Below are 21,369 nucleotides of genomic sequence, written 5' to 3'. Positions count from 1 at the left end.
CAATGGGGTTTTAAGGTTTCTTTTTAGCCAATAGAATATGATCGGCAACCAGCACAACCTCTCCACGTTGATTGATGATCTCTACATGCTCCGTTACGGTACCATAGGCTGGATTTTTTGCCTCACTTTTATTGCTTATCGTCACTTCCGCGTGAATGGTATCACCAATAAAAACAGGCTTGATAAAACGTAGACGATCATAACCTTTCGAGAAAGCTTCTGGATTTATCTCGGAGGCTGTTAATCCAATACCAATGCTAAACACCATCGTTCCATGTGCTATACGTTGACCGAATGGTTGCGTTTTACACCACTCTGCATCTAAATGATGCGGAAAAAAGTCTCCGGTATGCCCCGCATGAACAACGAAGTCTGTCTCCGTCAGCGTCCTTCCCAATGTAACACGTTTATCTTCCAACTGATAGTCTTCAAAAAAAATTGATTTAAAGTACATAATGACCGGTTTATGTTAAAATTCGGTTTGTATCGGTATTCCTCCTTGATCACTACTCTGATAAGCCGCTTCGACAACAGCCATCGTTTTGATAACATCTTCTACATGAGCGCTCAACCCATCGCTCTCACCATTTTTATAGCGCATAAGGGCGGCCATACTTCCAATAAAGGCATCAGGAAACCAAGACCCTTCGATTGCCAGAGACTGCCACTGCGGCTCCTCTCCTTTTACGTGTATACAATATTCAAAGGCGTCAGGAACACCGTGTGGGTAATTCATTAACAAGCCCATCTTAACTTTTATTGCCCCTTTTGTTCCTTCCCATTTGATATAACTTTCTTGGTGTTGCGGACCAAAATCATGGTCGTGATTGGTATTAATAATCGCCCGCAAGGTGTCCCCATAGTCTAGTATGATCGCAGAGCGGGACGAAGACAATTGTTTCGCCGGGTGCTTTAAGGTCTTCGCGAATACGCTTATCGGTTCGCCAAGGAAGGAACGAATTAGGTCGATATAATGAATACTGTGATATTGTATTTCCAAGCGTGGATGTACCTTTACTAACGGAAAAAGCTCCCAAGGTGTTTGTACGGTGACCTTAACTTCCATGTCGTATAGCTCACCGATAAACCCTTCTTCAATTAGATAGCGAGCAGCATTAATATAAGGTGCTACGCGCAACTGACAGTTAATGGCTGCGGCTAGTCCTTTATCCCTACAGACCGCTAAAATCTCTTTGCTTTGCTGAAAATAGTCTCCCATAGGCTTTTGAATAAGCACCGCACTTTCGTCCGGCAGCTTCTTCAAGGTCTCTACAAACTGATCGGGCATAATGGTAATATCATAAACCGCATTGGGCGTAGCCTGAGCTACAGCTGCTTCCACAGAGTGATATACATGTGGTATGGCGAACTGTCTGGCCAATCGTGTTGCTTTTTCTTTGGTGCGATTCGTAATACCGATAACGTCAAATCCGGCTTTCTTATAGGCTGGTAAATGCGCGTCTCCTACAATTCCACCCGCCCCTATTACAATAATAGGCAACGGACGCTTCGGCAAAACAGCTTGATAAGGTATGTGTATTTCTTTATTCATGATCCAATATATTGATATCCTCTTGTGCCTGTTCCAATAAAGAGGCAATCACCTCATCTCCATTAAGAACTTCTTGTATTAACTGATCGATCCTATTAGCTATAGCTGCCCAATTCTTTTTCCGAGGCAAGGTCTGCGATTGCTCATGCAAGAGCTCAAGTTTATAATAGTAAGGGATCATTTGATTCACAAAGGGATCCTTCCAGGTAGACACACGGCATCCAATCCCTCCGTTTAAGGTAAGCTGTTTGTCCATCTGCCTACTAATGGCAAAACGTATAAAATCATAGGCGATAGAAGCATACTTACTACCGGAGCCAATGGTATAGAGCCAATAAACATTCAGAGACGTTCCCTGGCCGTTATTTCCTGCCGGTACCGATGCAATGTCAATTTTCCCTCTTAATGCCCCTTCTTTTGTTACCTCGCAAACCGAAGCAAAACCAAACCAATTCACCATCATTGCCGCTTCCCCACGTGCAAAGGCAGCACCTGCCTGTACCGACTCATATTGAAAGGAGTTGGGGTGAATACAGTCCGACTGCGATACAAGGGCTTTATAAAACTGCAAGGCTTTCTCCGCTTCTGTTGTATTTAATCGGATTTTTCCAAGCGCATCCACTAAGTTCCCCCCTCTACTCCATAATTGCAGACAAAAATCAAATACAGCATTATGCCCATCAGGATAGAGCGCCATCACACTTCCGTACAATTTATCCATTGGCCGATGGAAGAACTGTGCCACTTCCACATATTCATCCCACGTTTGGGGGACTTTCAGCTCTCTTTTATATTGTTTGTAAAAGGCTGATTTATTTTCTTCTTGTTCGAATAGATCCTTTCTGTAAATCAGGCATTCGGGCCCATCATGAAAAGGTAAACCGACCACTTGCTCATCGAAACGCTGCATGCTGAGGAGTGATGTGCTCCATCCATTAGGATAATCTTCCGGTGGGTTCGCTTGAAGCCAAGGCGCCAGATCGCAAAGCGCATTATCTGTATAAGCTTCACAGACCCAGTCCGTATTAATATGAGCGATATCCCAAACACCTTTTTTTAAACCCTGTTGCTGAATAGTTTCGTTATAAAGCTCATGTAAGTCCATAGCCACCAACTCCACTTCCAAGGAGCAGCCGGTCGCCTTCGCATAAGCTTCCCAAGCTTGCTTCATGGACCGTTCAAAGGGTTCGAACTTTCTCACCGCTATACGTAGAGGTTTATGACTCACGAGTCACCTCCCCTCCGAATTCCTTCCAAATCGACTCATTATCCTGTCCTAACATCGGCGATCCAATCGGAGAAATCAGGTATTCACCATCAATTCGGATCGGGCATCGCGTGGTTCGGTAGGTATAACCATCTTGCATTCTTACCTCCTGTATCATCTCCAACGTTTGGAAGCCTTCATGAGTCACCAGCCGATCCCAAGTTAATACCTCTGCACACCATATGTCCGCTGGTTCCAAAAGGTCTAACCATTGTTGGGTGCTTCCTCCTTTTAAATGCACAGCGATAATCTGTTTTATCTCATCGCGCTTATCAAACGCATCAGACACCAATGGGTAGTTTTCGAGATCAGGGCATTTTAACAATTTGCCCAAAACCGGAATGGAACCCATTGCTAAGGCGATATAGCCGTCAGAGCTTTGATAAATTCCATAAGGAGCACCCAGATAGGCATGTGCATTATTCACTTTTGTTCGTTGAGGCAAAGCACCTCCGTCTCTATAAAAAGTCGTAATGGCTTCAAATTGAAAATCATAGGCTGTTTCCATCATGCTTACCTGCACCAGCGCCGCCTGTTCCGTGCGGGATTGTTGAATTAAACAGGCAAGTATTCCCTGCACAAGATTTGCTCCCGCCAACATATCGACTATAGACAAGCCCATAGGCACTGGGCCGTCACCCGCGTTTCCACTGAGCCAGGTTAATCCGGTAAGCGATTGCAATAGCAAATCCTGCCCCGGTCGGTCCTTCCACGGGCCCTCATTTCCGTATCCTGATATCTCCCCATACACAATACGCGGATTGACCTTTATAATCTCGTTGAAATCAAGCCCTAGTCGTTCCATAACACCTGGACGAAAGTTATGGATCATCACATCGGCCTGCTTTAACAACTTCTTTATTAGAACAATGTCATCCGGATTCTTCAAATCAGCTGATAGACTTTCCTTGTTACGGTTAATGGCATGAAAAACGGAAGACTCGCCATTCATAATCAGGTCCGTCGTATACAGGCTTCTGCAAATATCGCCTGTTATCGGTTTCTCCACTTTAATAACACGTGCACCCAAATCCGCTAGGCGAAGGCTAGCCGAGGGGCCAGACAAAAATTGGCTAAAATCAACAACTAAATATCCTTCCAGTGGCTTCATCTTATACTATATTGAACTCATTGACAATATCGTCGGTGTCCTCACCTACTTTCGGCGCTGCCTTAGTGGCATATAACTTCTCTCCATTGATACGTATGGGATTTCGGGTTGTAGTCAGCTTTTTTCCGTCAGCCAATATCACTTCTTGTGTCATCTCCAAAACACGGAAGGCTTCGTGATCTAATGCTTGACGATAATTGAGAACCGAAGAACACCAAATGCCGTCTTTTTCAAGTCGAACTCGCCAATATTCTGTACTATTATGGCGAAAATGTTTTCCTAGCTTGCTAATAATAGCATCTCTTTTTTCGAACCAAGAAGATCGGTCTTGATAAGCTGTTAAGTCGCAACCCATGCTGGTTCCTATTTTCATTAAGTCGCCCATTGCCAAGGTCAGGTAACCATCACTTGTTTGATAAACACCGTAGGGAGCACTTAAATAAGCATGTCCGCTTCCCCGCATAGCGCTACGTTTCGGCAACTTTCCGCCATCATTTAAAAAGGTGGTAAGCAACTCAAACTGTAGATCAAGAGTAGATTCCAATAAGCTGACTTCAACCAAGGCGCTTTTTCTTGTCTTATTACGCTTTAATAAGGCGGCCAAAATACCTTGGGTCAGGTGCGCACCGCAGGCCATATCCGCCACTGCTAATCCAAATGGTACGGGTCCATCGCTTTTAGTACCCGAAAGCCAGCTAAGCCCCGACATGGCTTGTATTAGTAAGTCTTGACCAGGTTTATTGGCCCAAGGGCCTTTCTTTCCATAGCCTGTTACCACACCATATATAATTTGTGGATTAATCTTACAGGCCGCATCATACGTTAGTCCTATTTTCTCCATGACACCTGGTCGGAAATTGTGCGTCATTACGTCGGCTTTGGCAATAAGCTGTTTAACCTTTTTGAGGTCTTTCGGGTCTTTCAAGTCGGCAGCATAGGATTCTTTATTTCGATTTATGGTGTGAAAAACCAAGCTATCACCGTCAACAAACAAATTTTTAATAGCAATTTGTCTTCCACCCTCACCCTTACCCGGCCGCTCTATTTTAATAACACGGGCACCCAAATCTGCTAGTTTGAGACCCGCCGTTGGACCGGCCATAAATTGGGCAAACTCTAACACCAATATTCCTTCTAATGGCTTCATACTAATGCTTTAGACTCTTGATAGAGTTCATTTAATTTTTGCAATACGGCTTGTTCGTTTCCGCCATCGATAATAAAATTGCGCACCACATCTCCTGCATGATCCTGAAAAAACATATGGCCGTGGTAACGTGGACGAAGAAAAGCACGCTGCAATGCCGGCAGCGTATTATAAAAGTAATTTCCGCTCATTTTATTGGTGTGTACCGACTGCCAAGCTTTCAGATGCCCGGGTTGACCGCCATTATCGAAATACAGCCCAAGTTGACAAGCCGGAGAAGCCACATAGCGTACATAATCCATCGCTTCCTGCAAGTATTGACATTTAGCCGAAACCGCTAAACCTGTGCCTCCTAAGGTGCTCCGCATGTTTTCCTTTCCATCGAGACTTACCAGATCATGAAAGTCCAGTACGCGAGGGGCGTAGCCATGACGCGCATAATTCGAATACCCATACGCAAAAGGGCAATAGGCAATGTCATCGGTATTGGCCATATACTCATATACCTGAATCGGGTTTAAATGGTGAAAGCGCTTATGCACTTTGTCGGCAAGTCGCTTAAAAAGCTGTAAAGCTCGAACGCCAATAACCTCACTGACGACGTGTTCGTCTGTCTGACAGGGGTCCTCACCCAATGAGCAGCAAAACATATAGAAGCTCATCAGTGTATCGATCGGTATGAGTGCGAAACCGACGAATCCACGATCAGCAATTTCCAGTAGCTCTTCGTAGGTCGCAGGAAGTGTTAACCCATGTTTTCTTAGTAGGTCAGGCCTACTCGATGCAACTGGTGTTGCTGCATCAATGGCCAGCGCCCATTGATGACCATCAAACTGATAACTTTTATGAGAATGGCCTACACTATTTTCTTCGAGATCTTTTAAAAAATGGGATGACAAATAGTCGTCTAAAGGTAAAATGCTTTTAGTACGCGCCGCAAAACCTGCCCATGGATGATCGATGACCAATAAGTCATAGCGCTCTGCCAACTCCTGAACTGAAAAATCGGCAAAGGCCTGTAATGAGCGCTTTTCCCATTTTATCTCAATCCCGGCGTGCATTTCGCTAAATCGTTGCGCCGTGGCATGCATAGGTGTAATCCCTCTGCTGTGATTCCAAGTAATTCCTTTCAGTTCAATTCGTTTCATTCCTATTTTGTTTAAGCACCTTCGTCTTATTCCTTAGAATTTAATTGCTTTGATTCTTTCTGACTGCTTACTTACATCTCCCTTGAAAGGCAATAAGTAAAAACTATAGTGATAATCTTTAGCAGGCACTTGATATTGTGGTAAAGGTTGCGAGACTGCCGACCATGAATCGTTACCACCAACGCCCATTTGTATGAGATCGATGTTCAGGGTAATATAGCCAGCATCTTTTAACAGATGATGATGCTTGGCTGTCACGATCTCTTCTTCCGTGTAAGGCCAGGCGCTCATGCTCAACAGGCTATCGGCAACAACCAGCAATCCATCATTTTGAGCATTTGACAAATGCATCCAACGAACATCGGTACGGTTGGCATTTTCCTGCGGGTACACATAAGGCTCGATGAATGTTTCAAGCGGCGCCTGATAAATACCGGCGGCAAAGCCCGATCTCCGATCTATATAGTTTTCGGAAGGGCCCTTACCATACCAGGCCAACTGATCGAAACTACGTTTTATCCCCCCTTGTATTCCTACCTTAGGCAGATTAGGTAGCTTGTTCGAAGCGTGTAACTGATAGTTTACCTTTAAAACCCCATCTCCATTAAAGACATAACTAACTTGTACCGAAGCACAGTCTTTGATCAGGTGATAAATACTGGTAACCGCAAGCTGTCCTTTTTGCGTACTATCTACGAATAGTTGCGCTAAGCTTGGTTTTGTCTCATACCAAACCTTTAATAGCTTAGATGGCTTCCAGCCTTTTCGATCATTATCGGTTTGGGGACGGGTGAAATGAGGTAAAAACGGCTGAGCGATTTGCTCCATGCCATCGCTTTTATAAGAAATGAGTGCGCCGGTCTTTTTACTGATAATTACTTCCATGCCGTTATTACTTTGCAGAATAACCTGCTCCTTATCCGATCGACACCTTACTTCTCCAAATTTACGAGGGCTTGTTTGCCCGCTTCTTATACTTGTCAGAGCCAGCTGATCCGTAGCTATTTCATAACCTTTGGCTGCCCACGACTTTTCTTCTGTTAACCGGTAACTGATATTGAGTAAATATTCTTTGTTGTCTTTTAGCTTTGGTAGATATTTACGAAGCAATACAGTGGTGTCTGATCCTGCCTTCAAGGGGTATTTTCCTAGGTTTTTTGTCAGGAGTACCTCTCCATCACCAAGTAAGGAAATAATTAGGTCATAACTATCCAAATTGCGAACAGCATGACGATTGAAAATTTGCAATCGCACTGCATTCGTATCGATCAACTTCGTCTCGATCGGTTGATACACATGCTTACATTCATACATAGCCGCCTTCGGTCGGCCATCGGAGGCAACGATGCCATCGATGCAAAAATTACCATCGTGCCTTTTCTCACCAAAATCACCCCCATAGGCAAAATAGGACTTTCCCTGCCCATCTCTTTTTATTAACCCATGATCTTTAAACTCCCAGATAAATCCGCCAATCAATCGCGGATGACTTCTGAAAATATCCCAAAACTCTTTCATATTCCCTGTCGAATTTCCCATTGAATGCGCATATTCCACAAACAAGATGGGCCTTTTATCTCCATTCTGCTGATTCAACAACAGTTCCGGTGTAAAAATCCCGGGATAGAACCTGCTGATGATATCTACATAATATTGATCCCTTGGATTACCAAGTCGATGTGCGTGGTCATTGGGTTTTAGGTACCTCGGGTCGGAGGGATCAATATAACCCTCTTCTCTTGGGCTTCCCATAGCCGGCTCGTAGTGCACTGGTCGTGTAATATCAAAATCATGGATCCACGCGGCCATAGCCGCATTATTCGGCCCTCGGCCTGCCTCATTCCCTAAACTCCAGATAATAATGGATGGATGATTTTTATCGCGCATGACCATGCGACTCGTTCGTTCCATGAAGGCATGTGTCCACTGTGGATCGTTGCTTAGTTTCCCCCCAAGACCGTGCGTTTCGTAATTAGCTTCATCCATTACAAAAATGCCATACTCATCACATAGATCGTATAAATAGGGATCATTGGGATAATGGCTGGTTCGAATGGCATTAAAATTAAATTGTTTAATCAATTGAAGGTCTTTCCTGATATCTTCCCTCGACAAGGCCTTTCCTTTTTCAGGATGTGCGTCATGGCGGTTAACGCCGTACAGATAGGTCACTTTCCCGTTTATCAGTAACTTTCCGCTATTCTTATCAAATTCTATACTACGAAAACCGACACGACAGGTTTTTACCTCCAATATTTTTCCCGTATTATCTACCAATGTCAATAAAAGGCGATATAAATATGGTTCCTCGTCCGACCATTTTTTAGGGTTAAGCACCTTCGTTTCCAATAAGCCGAATTTCACATTATCGAGTCGCGGGTAGATTTCATTTATAATATCATTGGCGGAGCGCTGTAAAGCCTTTTCAAAAACCGGTTCCCCTTCAGCATTATATAGTTGTGCACGTACACTATATCCGTTGATGGAATCGCCTGTCAGGTTCTCTATGCGTGGTCGTATACTCAGTACCGCATCTTGATAATCCTTATCCAGTTTAGCCTGCCAATGGAAATCGGCGATGCGCACTTTCGGCTCAGCTAAAAGCATCACTTCCCGTTGGATACCGCTCATACGCCAGTGATCCTGATCCTCTAAATAGGAGCCGTCACTCCAACGGATGACCTGTACCGATAGCACATTCTCACCAGTCTGGAGGTAGGGCGTTATATTAAACTCGGATGGTAGGCAGCTGTCCTCCCCATATCCCAAAAATTTTCCATTCAACCAAACTTTAAAAGCCGAACTCACACCGCCAAAATGAAGCGTAACATTTAAATTGTTCCAGTCTTCGGGTATCGTAAAAGTTCGTTGATAAGAGCCAACAGCATTGTAGTCCTTCGGAACCCTCGGCGGATCAACCGGCCGAAAGGGATAGACGGCACTTTTATAGATCGGGATATCATAGCCCTTCATCTCCCAATTGGAGGGCACATCGATTTTATTCCATCCACTCACTTTAGCTTTATAAAAATCCTTCGGTGCGTCAGCAGGTTTAGTCACAAAAGCGAACTCCCATTTGCCATTCAATGATAACATTCTACCCGAGCTTTCCCGATTGTCGGATAAGGCGTCTTGTTCTGTACTATAAGAATAGGCCGTTGCACGAGCCGGCTCTCTGTTTACACTCGTTATTAATGGATCTTCCCACGGTTCTGCCTGATATACGGAAGGAACAGGTGGTATAGTGGCCGGTAAACCATCCACCGTTTGGGCATTTAGGCTTGTCGAAAGCATCCCACAGATCAAGATTACTAAATTACTTTTTAAACGACAATTGCTTATAATCACGGTTCGTTCTAATTTGCTGGCTAGTGAGTATCAAAAATAAAAGTAGGGAGCTTATCTTTTCTGTAAGAAATTGGCTAGCTGTTATAGGATATTATCATCTGATATTTTCTTTTTTCCCGCAAAAAAGAAACAAAAAGCTCGTCGCTTCAAAATTTATAGGAACGGTAGTGCTTCCCAGTGCTAGCTATAAATTTTGGAGGCGACATTTTCGAAAACCAACGGTTCGTACTTTAACTTAACAACGCTATAATCTACATATTTATCGACTTATTGTCTGCAGCGGTCTCTATTGCTCCTGATAATTAATAATGTAATCCGTGTTACTTAAAATTTCTATTTCATAAAGGCCTTTACTTTTCTCAACGGCTTTTATTCCTTTTCCGTAAGGCATCACCTTACTTCTTACCCTTAGTATGCCATTTCCTGCGTCAGCCTTTACCTTTATCTCTTTTTTACTGCAATAAAGTTCAATATGCCCGGATGGTGTGGGTACTTTTCCTTCCATCCAATCCAGTCCTCCTAAATTTGGCTCAATCAAAAAGCTTGCATAACCAGGTGCTGTGGGTTTGACACCTAAGTAATACTTTCCGAGCAGATAAATGGGGCTTGCTCCCCAAGCATGACAAAGACTTTTTCCGAAAGGGCGACCGTACATGGCGTAATGTTCCGCTCCTTTCTTATCGGGATTATATTCTTCCCAAAAGGACGTAGCACCTAAGCGCAGCATCCCTCCCCAATAGTTTTTCATTTCCTGTAGAACGTATGATTGTTCGCCCATAGCGCAGAGCGCTTCCAATTCATAAAAACGCATATAAGGGGTGGTAATCTTTGGTACGGATTGGTTTAGTAAAACATTTGTTTTTACACCTTCCTTTTGCTCTTCGGTCAGGTAGTCGAAAAATATAGCAAACATATTGGTATAACGCGTCACATGATCGCTCGCCTTACCATCTATGCTGCTATGTACAAAGGCGTTCTTATCGGCATCCCAGTATTGTGAGAATATTTTGCTTTTCAGTCGTTTTGCTTCGTCTCGATATTTCGAAGCGTCCTCATTACCGAGCAAGTCGGCACATAAGGCCATTGTTTCCAGACTACGACAAAATAATAATTGTTCAAAGCTAAGCGCCCCTTTTTTGCTGAGGTTTTTCGCCCAATCGATAAACACCCAGTCGCCAGCCATTCCTTCCATAAAACCTTCCTTATTTCGCCTGCTTAAACAAAAATCCATCAGACTTTGCATTCTGGGATAAACCAATTGAATAAAAGTTTTATCGCCTGTGTACAAGTAGTAATCATAAATACCCAAGAACCAGTAAAACGTATAATCCATAATCGTATTAATATGACTACTAACCGGTTCTTTACCCCGAAGGGCCAAGGTAGTGCGCTTAACGGAAGGACTATCAAAGAAAAGGTAATAATTCATGAGGTAACTCTGGTAGGCGTCACCCGACCAGATCCAGCGATCGCGTTTGATGCCGTCAATAAAAAATTCGCGGGTGGTTAACTCCATCGTATATTTCCCCACATCCCAGATGCGATTCAACTCTTCGTCGGATGAACGAAAACTTCCTTTTGTTTCCAGTGGCAGATATTCATAGAGCATGGAAATGGAATCAATTTTTGTTTGCGCCGAAGGCTCTACATACACATAGCGGAAAGCTTTAGATAAGTTTAAGGTGGAGTCAATGGACTGTTTGCTGTTCACTTGCACGCGATCCAAGGTCTCGCAGCTTTCGGTCGACAAGGCTTCCTCTTCCGATTCTCCATAGTAAAGCGATACAATGCCCTCACCTTCCAGTCCGTGAAGTTTTATAAACCCAAAGGTTTCCTTTCCGAAATCTACGAGAAAGCCTTTTCCTTTGACTGCCCGTGACACTGCCTGTCTAGGCGTAGTAGTTAAACGGAACTGTGAAGGACGCTGCACGGGACTCTCGAAATTCCATGAACCTGCTTGCAGCCAGGTAGTACCGGATTGATCGGACGCCTTTCCTGTTTCGTCAATCCATTCCTTATCTTCGTTAGTAACCAACCAAGTACTATCCGACACGATGGTCTTCCCCTGAACATAGATGGCCGGCACCCGATCCTGCGCATATACTTTTAGATTGATCTTGTGTTTCCCGGCAGGTACATGAATGGTTTTGGGATAGCCCTCCAGCATTTTTCCATCGAGTTTTACATTATACTGCCCCTCTGTATATATGTTTACATCTTCCGGTTCTTTTAGATCGAAAACCTTATGGAAATCCACCAGCACATAGGGATTGTCCATTCGCCAAAAAGGAGGAAAGAAAGTAGCGCGCTCTGTTCGACGATTCTGCATTTGATTACTTAACCAAATTTCAAAATCACCCGGATACCAAATCCACGTAGCTTTGTTCTGTGCAAATGAAGTGGCATGAATCAAAGAAAGTATTAGAACAAGCCAGCCAAGTAATTGGATCCTGTTTTTTGGACGATATACGGACATGATTTATAAGCGTTAGTAGCTTCAAAGATAAAACTCTCCGAGCTTCTACGACTGTAAGATGTTAACCAGCTTTTGTAGTATATTAGCTAGAAAAATGGAACGTTTACGTTGTCGCTTATTGGCAGCGACACCGCCAACTACTTTATTTTTCATAACGAGTTTATTTTTATTGGCATTCAAGCTTCTCGCCAGGAGGCTCGAGGTTTCCGCAAAGAAAGTAGTCAAAGAGCCGACCGTAGGGAGCCCATGAACACCTTGAAAATAACTAAGTAGTGAATAAACTCATCGCTTGGAAATTTGCTACAAGTGGTAGTGCATCAACGTGCAAACCGCAAATTTCCTAGGCGATATTTTAGCAGAACGGAGCGTTTTTACTTTTAACCGAACGTATTATTATCTTCAGCCTTAGGATAGCCCTGTGCGTGGGAAGAATGGCCTTGGAGGATACCGAAGCAACGAGCAGCAAAGCATTTGTACGTTTGTTCATATTGCAGTACCCAAGCGGATTGAAGAAGTGAAACGGCTCCAATACGCGCCAATGATGCTTTGCAATCAGTTGCAAGGTAGCCTACACCAGCCTTGATTTATTCACATGTGTTTGTTTTCAGATGAGTTCATGAACTCATCACTACGTTCTTCGGTTTGCTCAACTTTTATCAAGAAAAGTTGATTAAAAGAAACGTTCCTTTTAAGTGCGTTTGCTCTGATTTTCACTTTTGCCTTTACTCTTAACAGCAAGTAGGACTTTAAAACAATTATTACCGAGGTTTGTCCCTTGTGTCAGGTTCTTCTGTAGCTCCGCAATTAAGCCTATTAGCTCTGATTTTAGCGAAGCGTATTCATTTACATCACTGCAGTTCCACCATATCAATATCGCTTTCTGCTAAGATAGTCAGCACTTCCTTCATTCTCGGTTTTATTTTTTCCCAAAGTATTTGGTTGCTGCAATTCCCTATCTTTAAATTGATCAATTTTGGTGGGGAACCGAGCTTGCTGATTAATTCAGGAAAGTCTGCATCTTTCGAAACGAGCACAACTTTGCCCGCAGACTTTGCCCGATTATATATTGTTAAATCATCTAAGAAATGTAGGTCTAGGCTATAAGACGATTTTACAATTACATTTAAGTGTGCCATCATCCATTTAGCGATGACGGGAGAAATATTGGTGTCTAACCAGATTTCCCAATCAAGCGGCATAAATCACAGCTGTATTCTTAACTTTTAATGAGGCGTATAATAGCGCAGCCTGTATATCCAACTTTTCCAGTATAGGATGTTGCTCCAACAGCTCCTCTTCCGAAAGTCCGCTCGCAAGCAACTCCAAAATATCGCTTACAGGAAATCTCAACCCCCTTATGGTGGGTTTTCCCCCCATCAATCCTGGTATCAGCGTAATACGATTTAATAGTTCCTGTTGCTTCGCTTCCATAGTTATACTTTCATTTAATGCAACCAAATAAATGTTATTCAAAGTTAGCAAATTTTAGTCGGATATTCAACGTTGCTAATGCCCACTGAAAATGGCATAAAGCAACATCATGACCACTATTAAACTTCCCCACGCCCATTTCACGGTTTTCGTTGTTTTTACGGCCAGATAAGGTATCACCGCTAAGTCTTCCTTTCTCCCAACAAATGAAAGTAGGATCGCTGCTCCCATCAAGATAACAAAAATATAAAACGATAACAGCAGATAATGCGGCCAAAAAGTATATTTATCTGGTGTAAATACCCATAGATAAGCGGCACCTACTCCCAAACTGAAAGCAGATCCCAAAGAAAGTACAACATTAATGGCCAGACGACTTGTCCGTTTCCAAAATACCGTCAAAAGGAAGACGACCGATAAGGGCGGTGCAATAAATCCGAGTACCGATTGGAAGACGTCGAAGAGATTAAGCCCTTTAATCTGGTCGATCGCCAAGGCCATCATAATAGCAAAGAGACAGCCAACAAGAATGGTTAGTCGCCCTACCCGGACAATTTGCGCTTTACTAGCTGTAGGATTCAGGCGTTTGACATAGATGTCCATCGTGAAAACCGTACTCAATGAGTTTAAGGAAGAACCAATCGTACCCACTAAAACCGCTATCAATACCACAATTACCAATCCATTGAGCCCCGTTGGAAATAGGTTGGTCACCATCGTCATGTAGGCCTGTGTTGGATCGGCTAGATTTGGGTATAACACGGCGCATAGTACGCCGGTAAGAATAAAAAGAGGGAGCGACAGTATCTTTAACCAAGCGATGAAATTGACGCCTAGCTGTCCTTGTTCCAAGTTCTTCGCTCCTAAGACGGATTGTACCATCGCTTGATCCGTGCAAAAGAAAGCAATCGCAGCAACCGGATAGCCTAGGAGAATGGCATGCCAAGGGTAATCTGGATCAGATGCCGGTCTTATGAGGTTCCAGAACCCGCTCGGTACGCCTTTATAGAGAGCCGAAAAGCCGCCCACTTGATGCAATCCTAATACCGTTAGCAGGCAGGAAACCGCAATCAATAACAGCATTTGAAAGATATTGATGCGGGCAATGGTTTTCAATCCGCCAATGTAGGTAAAGAAGGCTGCAAAAAAGACAAGCACCACCACCGAAATCCACATCGGAACACCCAGTACCTGTCGAATCAGAAAACCTCCGGCAAAAAGCCCGAGGGATAACCAGGAGATCAGCATTTTCACCAATGAATACCATGCCAATATACTGCGCGTTGTATCGCCGTAGCGTTTCCCCATAAACTCGGGTAAAGTCATCACATCGGCTGCTAGGTAACGAGGCGCAAAAACAAGGGCTAACAACAATAAAAACACGAAAGCATACCAATCGAAATTTACCGCTACGATACCGGTCGTATATCCAATGCTAGCAAAGGCCAAAAGCATGGAAGGCCCAACATTGGTTGCCCACATATTAAAGCCGATACTTGCCCAACCCAATGATTTGTTAGCAAGAAACAACGATTCCTGCTGCTTTGCTTTACCTAGTAAACTAGATCGAAGTCCAATGATAAGCAATAACGCAATATATCCGACAATAATTGAATAATCAACCCAGGTCAACTTTGATGCAATACTTTCCATCCTTCAATCCTTTATCTAATTGGGTTCTCTAAACCGAATTCATCATATAGTTCCTGTAGCTTTACAGGGGTTCCAAGGCGTAATGAACGGTCCATCGCTTGTAATAAGATAACGGTACCTATACCTTCAGTAATATCAGGATAAGCAGTGGTCCCGGCCGCTATATTATCGGCGAAGTATTCGAGGTAGTTTTGGTATTCACCGGCGTGATGGCTTTTTCCTTCAAATCGAAAGTAATGTTTTAGCTTATGTTCCCAAGTGATTATCTTTTCCTCTCCCTCAGCGGTGGTGACGGCATAACGCAAATCCATATAATCACTCTGACTGCAGCCTGTTGTTCCCCTCAGAATACAGCTCATTTCGCTATCCCGCGTTACGGGTTGAATTGGCCCCGTGTAGGCCCCGCTGACCCTCGCTATACGGCCATCTTTTGCTTTGAAAATGAAGTGCATCGTGTCTTCGTTTTTTAATCCTCCCGCTTTCCCGTTACTGCTTAACATGCCGTACCCCATTACCTCTTCAATATCGGGCAGATACCAACGTATAAAATCTACCGGATGGCTTAAGCCGCCATACAACCATTTGAAGTTAGATTCTAAAGACCACGGTTTCGCTAAAAACCAACGATGATCGGCATGATAATAAGCCTCTATCGTAATCAATTCTCCGATTACACCTTTTTCAAAATCGGCACGCTGCCTTTTCATGGGCTCAAAAAAACGCGAACTTTGTCCGATAAAAACTTTTTTTCCACTCGACTGCGCTAACTCCAATAAGGGCTTTGCATCAGCCAAATTATCAATAAAGGGTTTCGTGCAAACCACATGTTTTCCATGCATGAGCGCAAGTTTTACGTGTTCCGCATGAAACTTATCAGGTGTATAAACAGCGATAGCGTCTATTGATTTGTCTTCTAGTAAGTCGCTGTATTGCGTAGTATACGCGTAAAAGTTAAACTCTTCAGCTCTTTGTTTACACAGCGCCTCATTCAGATCACACATTTTTACCAGTTCAATTTTTGAACTGTTCAAGGCCGCAGAAATCGTACTACGGCCTTCACCTAAACCTAAAATTCCTAGTTTTAACATATTCGTTATTGGTTGTTTGTTATTGGTTGTTCGTTGTTCGTTATTAGTTATTAGTTATTAGTTATTGGTTGTTGGTTGTTAGTTATTAACTATTCGTTGGTAGAAAGCGGCAAATCGATATTGGATGCTGCTTCGTATTCCTTAAACCTTAGAGCCTAAAGCTTATCGCTTATAGCTTTTCTCAAAACGCACAACTCTCAGCTCATTGATCATTCAACATTCACTCATCATTCATCATTCATCATTCATCACTTCAAACCGCACCCACACCTCATTTGCTTTCGTACCGGATAAACCTTCCTGATAAGTGGACATCAAACGATTCCATTCATCGACTCGTGGATTGTTTTCCACCGTTCTTTTATTGAGTTCTTCAAAATTTGCTCCTTCCGGAATATCGATAACCAATAGTAGCTGCCGACCTGTTTTAAATAGCTGCACTTGTTGAAATTCTGCTCTGCAAAAACCCTCGGATACTTCCGGCCATTCATCAAATTGCCGACGGTGATAATCAAGATACGATTGTTGCTTGGCACTATCAGCCACTAGATTGGCCGATAGAATTAGATGATCTCGCTTTCGACTATTTTCCTTACCGTCTGTACATCGCGTCCTATCAAACACATAAAAAGGTTCGCGGACTAACATCACTTCTGCTTTTGGAAACCGTATTTTACTTTGCTCATAAAAGGCCATAGCCTCCTCCTCCTTTCCATAAAATAAAAGGCGATTTCTCCAATGGTATAAACCATCCTTACTTCCAGACTGATTCAGCAAATCAGCCATCAACTCAGCAGATAAGGTGTCACTATCGTTCAATACAAGCTGTACAAATTGATAAGGCTGTCCATGCTGCTGTGCAAAAGAAGAACAGGCGAACAACAACCAAAGGAAACAACAAGTAAGTTTTTTCATATTACTCAAATAACCAATCGATGTTCCGTTCATCAGGTGGCACACCAATATTAGCGTCATAATTTTTTAGTTCTGTAGTTCCATCTATAAATCCCAACAACAAGAGTTGTCCCTTTGGCAGGGTTAAGCTGTGCTTGCCCGCAGCAAAGGAATAGGTGTGAATGTCTACAGCGGGTTGATCGCCTAAGGCTATCGCATTGGCAATAAAGACTTCCGACTGACCATAGTCGTTGGCAGATGCATCGTGTTCCAAATCAGGCGCCGGTGCATATGAATTTTCACTGTGCTCCGCTCCGAAGGCAAGGTCTTTCTGTCTAAAATATCCCACCAATAATTTAACAGGCTTTGTTGTACTAAAACGAATGCTTGTCAGCGTGTCGATTAATTTCCGTTGACGGAGACGAACGCCTTTCAAACCAATTAAATCGGGTGCTAAATCCGACAGGCTAGCAGGCGTGTCAGCGTATGGACTCGCGCCCTTGGTCAACGAATAATATTCCAGCTCTTTATCTTCCAATTTCACTTCTACTGATTGAAGCTGATTGACTGCAACATCCGCTCTTCTAGGTGCCCCTTTCAATGAATCGATCTGTTGCCTGAAGTGGACCAACTCTTTTTCATAAAGCGGCAATAACTCTTCCCAAGTTTTATATTTTCCGTCTACGCCGCGAATGGGAATTTTACGTTGCGTAGTCTGCATACTGTTTGCATACCAATAAGTGTGACGGGTTAGTTCCGTCAACTGTCGATAATGTTCCACGCTCCGTTCCAGATAGGGTAAGGCTTGCTGTAAATCAATTATATCATTTGAATATTTGTAGCGCAATACCGCAATTGCAGCCCTTGCCTTTTCGGCATAAAAGTTGGCCAAGGCTTGATAGCAATACATATCATTGCGAATCCGTTCAAACTCCTCTTTATGGTGTTGCACACTATGCCCTACTTCTTCGATCCACTCAACCGCTTTTCGACCATGTTCTTTTACCTCATCCGCCACTTGTATTGGGGTTTCGCCTATATGCGGTTCTCCGTTCCATTCTTTCTTGGCATAATCGATGATCATCTCTCCCTCGGGTGCTTCCGACTCATAGAGTAAAGTAAAAAGTCCGTAGCGGTAAGGGTTGATCAGCTGCGTCATAAACATGCCAAGACTTAATGTTTGGCGGTTACCATCAGTAATGCCATAACGACGCAAAAGCTTAGGGGCAATTTCTCCCATTTCTTCGTAACTTTTTACTATTGCAAGCCCTGCTTCTTTATTGACACCAAATTGCCGCGCAAACAAACCCGACCAATAATCATTCTCCTCAACTTTATCCCGATTGGCTTTCCAAGCGTAGCGTGCCCACGCTTTATACCAGAGCCAATCCCGATCAACCTGTAATAGTCGCTTATTCCCCATATTGTCGATCTTATCGGCGGCATAAGGCCAATCCCAGTAAGACGCTTGTGGATATAAATGCAATCCGTTCGCTTGATACACCTGATGCATGGCTTGCACGCTTTTCTGAATAAAATCCGGTGAACCATAACGGAAGGGCTCTAAATTTGCCAGGATATGTACATTTTGTATATGCACGGGTGCTGCCTTGCTCAATGTACGATGCAAATCGGCCCATTTCCCTCTCGGCGTATACGTTGTTAAAGCCTCACCGTTATACTTAGCCATCGTGTAGAGGTTCTTATAAAGGGGAAGAGCCGCCTTCATTACGCGAGGCGCATCCGTGTCGTGTGCCCGCAAAACAATCGGCGGTTCTTGACGTAATCCCAAGCGCTTTAAGCCGTCCTGTACACCCGGAATAATGGTTTTGGTAAACCAATCCACGTCATCTTGCCCTACACCTTCCATCGCTTCTCCAAGGGTAACCAGTAAACCCACATTTGGATACTTCTCCACAAAAGCGGCAATCGACTTCCGGGTATAATCCGCAATCATCGGTATGATGGGGCGATTTCGATCCTGGGTTTTGAGTTGGTGTTTTTCAGCAAATGGTTTGGATATAATAATATTGTAGAACATTTGAATAATCCAAATCCCTCTTTTATCTGCCTCCTCCGTAATGAACTTAAAGATGGCTTCGTTTTTCTTGAATGTCTCTTCATCCACTTCTACTGCGTAAGGATATTCGGGTAAGCGCACTAAAGATGCAAAAGGATGGCCGTTCCACAGATAAAGCGAATTATACCGATTTTCCAAAAGCATATCCAGATACCGTATCCACTGCTTTTTATCATACAACCATGGGAACTCCGCTTGGGTATAGGGGTATTCATATACCGTTCTTCCTGGTAGATAGCTTGTTTTTTGAATACCGATGGCCGTCCCTCTCAATACCATTTCGGGATGGTCTTCACATACTAAGTCCGTGGGTAGCACGCCACCATTTTCCAAGATAGTCTCGGCTAATTTCAACGTGCCATATAAAATCCCGCTATCGTCAACTGCCCGGACGTAGCCGCCACCCGTATTCAGTTTGATTCGGAAACTTTCCTCCACTTCACTATTCGAAAGCACGTCCCAACGATCGGGAAAATCAGTAAACTTACCAATCAACAGAGATCGTTGTTGATACTTTTTCCTAAGACCACTGGAATCTACGTTCACTTTATAACCCGCAGAGCGCAAAGTTTTCGTCAAACTATCTGTGCCGTACGTGAAGCGCGGTGACATTTTCTTTGGCACTACTAAAACAAGTTCCTTTTTTTGTTCAGACGTAGCTGCTGATGAAAGCGAAAAAAAGGAAAAGTAAAACAATAACGCAAATCCAATATTTCTCATAATTTTTTTATAATCCTTGATAAGCCGGGTTTTGTGTAATCGCCGGATTTTGCTGAATAACTATTTGCGGAATAGGTAATACCGTTTGGTTTTCGTTCTTGATCGGCTTCGTCTTACTTACAACCGCTACCGCCCGGTCCGTCCGCTTCAGATCAAAGAATCGGTGAAACTCCAAGGCTAGCTCCACCCTTCGTTCATGCTCAATGGCCAGGGCCAGGCTATTATATTGGCTACTTGGATAAGCGTCGCTACCGTAAAGCGGCAAATTGACACGTGCGCGTACTTCATTTAAATAACGAGGGTCGTCTGTAGCCTCGGCTAACATCAATAAAACATCTGCATATCGCAGCACCATGAAGTTATTATTGCTCAACTCTTCGCCCGCAGGAGCCGGGGCCTCTTTATCAACCCATTTATTCTGAAATTTAATGGGAATAAAAGTTCCTTCTTTATTTGTATATCCCAGGGATACGGTTTGTTCTCTTCGCGGATCGCCTTCCTCAAACTCACCATACAAGTCGTCCGTTACCTGATTCATTCCGCCACCATACAAGGTAAGCACAAAATTCTCTGTCGGCGCGTACTCCCGCCAGTATCTACTAAAAGGCAAATTGGGACTTCCGCCCTGATACTGGATTTCAAAAATGGATTCGGCTGTATTTTTAACATTTGCACCCCACAAAGCTTCATACCGTGGCATTAAGCTAAACTTCCCATAAACCTGCAAGAGACTCTCCGCCGCTTTGTCCTTTTGGTTTAAAGCTAAATAAACCTTCCCCAGTAAGGTCAACGCAGCATATTTCGAAGCTTTGCCTGCTAAGGTGATGGCAGCGGGTTCGGGTAAATTAGCCGCAGCATATGTTAAATCTTCTACCACAAAGGCATATACCTCCGACTCCGGTGAGCGCAGGGTGGCATAGCTTTCTTCAACGGAAATCGGCCGGCTCACCAACGGAATATCTCCCCACATTTGCACCATATTGAAATAATATAGGCCGCGGAGAAAACGCATCTGTGCGATTACTTCTGTTTTATAGGTTTCGTTGAGTTCTGCGGATCCAATTTTATCCAATACAATATTGACATTATACAAAGCTTTGTAACACTCTTGCCAAAAGCGATAAACTTCTGTATTAGATGGCTTCAGATTATAGTCTTTAAAAGCCCAACGATCTGACTGAATACCTGCCACATTATACAGGGTAGCATTGTCCGATAGTTGTTCAGCAAAGTAGGACACGGCGCTTGTCGGACCGTAAAAGGTATATAACGTGGCGTATGCGGCGTTAACCGCTAATTCAAAATCCTCAATGGTTTGATAGAAGTTCGACTGGTTGGCATTGGAAATAGGTGCCAGATCCAGAAAAGATTTTCCACATCCATTCAGGACGAAGATGATGGACAGTGATATATATACTTTAAATAAGCGTGTCATAATAATCATTTTTATCCTT

Annotated in this window: 15 protein-coding genes; all 15 read right to left on the bottom strand. The window is 43.5% G+C overall.

Annotated features, from left to right (window positions below; translation table 11 throughout):
* Positions 1-10: 10 nt before the first annotated feature.
* Positions 11-454, bottom strand: a complete 444-nt coding sequence (locus FKG96_RS08730) for a MaoC/PaaZ C-terminal domain-containing protein (protein ID WP_013665619.1) — start codon at positions 452-454, stop codon at positions 11-13.
* Positions 455-469: 15 nt separating this feature from the next.
* Complete coding sequence (locus tag FKG96_RS08725) at positions 470-1,552, bottom strand: Gfo/Idh/MocA family protein (RefSeq protein WP_130856858.1); 1,083 nt, start codon at positions 1,550-1,552, stop codon at positions 470-472.
* Positions 1,545-2,753, bottom strand: a complete 1,209-nt coding sequence (locus FKG96_RS08720) for an extracellular solute-binding protein (RefSeq protein WP_242627261.1) — start codon at positions 2,751-2,753, stop codon at positions 1,545-1,547. Before FKG96_RS08720 ends, FKG96_RS08725 begins: the two co-directional genes overlap by 8 nt.
* 16 nt (positions 2,754-2,769) lie before the next feature.
* Positions 2,770-3,930 (bottom strand): CaiB/BaiF CoA-transferase family protein, encoded by a 1,161-nt coding sequence (locus FKG96_RS08715; RefSeq protein WP_013665616.1) that lies wholly within the window; start codon positions 3,928-3,930, stop codon positions 2,770-2,772.
* A 1-nt stretch (position 3,931) separates the two neighbouring features.
* Positions 3,932-5,077, bottom strand: a complete 1,146-nt coding sequence (locus FKG96_RS08710) for a CaiB/BaiF CoA-transferase family protein (RefSeq protein ID WP_130856856.1) — start codon at positions 5,075-5,077, stop codon at positions 3,932-3,934.
* Positions 5,074-6,225 carry an ABC transporter substrate-binding protein gene (locus tag FKG96_RS08705; protein WP_130856855.1) on the bottom strand — a complete coding sequence of 384 codons (1,152 nt, stop codon included), beginning with the start codon at positions 6,223-6,225 and terminating at the stop codon, positions 5,074-5,076. Before FKG96_RS08705 ends, FKG96_RS08710 begins: the two co-directional genes overlap by 4 nt.
* A 33-nt stretch (positions 6,226-6,258) precedes the next feature.
* The gene (locus tag FKG96_RS08700) at positions 6,259-9,519 is read right to left on the bottom strand and encodes a glycoside hydrolase family 2 TIM barrel-domain containing protein (RefSeq protein WP_130856854.1); all 3,261 of its coding nucleotides are present in this window, start codon (positions 9,517-9,519) and stop codon (positions 6,259-6,261) included.
* A 340-nt stretch (positions 9,520-9,859) separates the two neighbouring features.
* Entirely contained in the window at positions 9,860-12,049 is a 2,190-nt protein-coding gene (locus FKG96_RS08695; protein ID WP_130856853.1) for an alpha-L-rhamnosidase C-terminal domain-containing protein, read from the bottom strand.
* Between the two features lie 848 nt (positions 12,050-12,897).
* Positions 12,898-13,248 carry a DUF5615 family PIN-like protein gene (locus FKG96_RS08690; protein WP_130856852.1) on the bottom strand — a complete coding sequence of 117 codons (351 nt, stop codon included), beginning with the start codon at positions 13,246-13,248 and terminating at the stop codon, positions 12,898-12,900.
* Positions 13,238-13,522, bottom strand: a complete 285-nt coding sequence (locus FKG96_RS08685) for a DUF433 domain-containing protein (protein WP_242627259.1) — start codon at positions 13,520-13,522, stop codon at positions 13,238-13,240. Before FKG96_RS08685 ends, FKG96_RS08690 begins: the two co-directional genes overlap by 11 nt.
* A gap of 33 nt (positions 13,523-13,555) precedes the next feature.
* Complete coding sequence (locus tag FKG96_RS08680) at positions 13,556-15,133, bottom strand: SLC5 family protein (RefSeq protein ID WP_130856851.1); 1,578 nt, start codon at positions 15,131-15,133, stop codon at positions 13,556-13,558.
* A gap of 11 nt (positions 15,134-15,144) precedes the next feature.
* Positions 15,145-16,221, bottom strand: coding sequence for a Gfo/Idh/MocA family protein (locus tag FKG96_RS08675; protein ID WP_130856850.1), 1,077 nt, complete (start codon positions 16,219-16,221; stop codon positions 15,145-15,147).
* Between the two features lie 234 nt (positions 16,222-16,455).
* On the bottom strand, positions 16,456-17,136 hold the full coding sequence (locus FKG96_RS08670; RefSeq protein ID WP_168204543.1) for an L-rhamnose mutarotase: 681 nt from the start codon (positions 17,134-17,136) through the stop codon (positions 16,456-16,458).
* A 1-nt stretch (position 17,137) separates the two neighbouring features.
* Positions 17,138-19,915, bottom strand: a complete 2,778-nt coding sequence (locus FKG96_RS08665; RefSeq protein WP_130856848.1) for a hypothetical protein — start codon at positions 19,913-19,915, stop codon at positions 17,138-17,140.
* Between the two features lie 7 nt (positions 19,916-19,922).
* Positions 19,923-21,350, bottom strand: coding sequence for a RagB/SusD family nutrient uptake outer membrane protein (locus tag FKG96_RS08660; RefSeq protein ID WP_130856847.1), 1,428 nt, complete (start codon positions 21,348-21,350; stop codon positions 19,923-19,925).
* Positions 21,351-21,369 lie beyond the last annotated feature (19 nt).

Source organism: Olivibacter sp. LS-1 (assembly GCF_008245145.1).
Lineage (GTDB): Bacteria > Bacteroidota > Bacteroidia > Sphingobacteriales > Sphingobacteriaceae > Olivibacter > Olivibacter oleidegradans.
This window is presented reverse-complemented; position numbering and strand designations above follow the sequence as displayed.

Bases quoted from the DNA above. Each gene is read 5' to 3' on its own strand.
- FKG96_RS08675 (WP_130856850.1), bottom strand. From the start codon at position 16,221: ATGTTAAAACTAGGAATTTTAGGTTTAGGTGAAGGCCGTAGTACGATT.
- FKG96_RS08665 (WP_130856848.1), bottom strand. From the start codon at position 19,915: ATGAGAAATATTGGATTTGCGTTATTGTTTTACTTTTCCTTTTTTTCG.
- FKG96_RS08730 (WP_013665619.1), bottom strand. From the start codon at position 454: ATGTACTTTAAATCAATTTTTTTTGAAGACTATCAGTTGGAAGATAAA.
- FKG96_RS08700 (WP_130856854.1), bottom strand. From the start codon at position 9,519: ATGCTTTCGACAAGCCTAAATGCCCAAACGGTGGATGGTTTACCGGCC.
- FKG96_RS08680 (WP_130856851.1), bottom strand. From the start codon at position 15,133: ATGGAAAGTATTGCATCAAAGTTGACCTGGGTTGATTATTCAATTATT.
- FKG96_RS08705 (WP_130856855.1), bottom strand. From the start codon at position 6,225: ATGAAACGAATTGAACTGAAAGGAATTACTTGGAATCACAGCAGAGGG.
- FKG96_RS08670 (WP_168204543.1), bottom strand. From the start codon at position 17,136: ATGAAAAAACTTACTTGTTGTTTCCTTTGGTTGTTGTTCGCCTGTTCT.
- FKG96_RS08695 (WP_130856853.1), bottom strand. From the start codon at position 12,049: ATGTCCGTATATCGTCCAAAAAACAGGATCCAATTACTTGGCTGGCTT.
- FKG96_RS08690 (WP_130856852.1), bottom strand. From the start codon at position 13,248: ATGCCGCTTGATTGGGAAATCTGGTTAGACACCAATATTTCTCCCGTC.
- FKG96_RS08725 (WP_130856858.1), bottom strand. From the start codon at position 1,552: ATGAATAAAGAAATACACATACCTTATCAAGCTGTTTTGCCGAAGCGT.
- FKG96_RS08660 (WP_130856847.1), bottom strand. From the start codon at position 21,350: ATGACACGCTTATTTAAAGTATATATATCACTGTCCATCATCTTCGTC.
- FKG96_RS08715 (WP_013665616.1), bottom strand. From the start codon at position 3,930: ATGAAGCCACTGGAAGGATATTTAGTTGTTGATTTTAGCCAATTTTTG.
- FKG96_RS08710 (WP_130856856.1), bottom strand. From the start codon at position 5,077: ATGAAGCCATTAGAAGGAATATTGGTGTTAGAGTTTGCCCAATTTATG.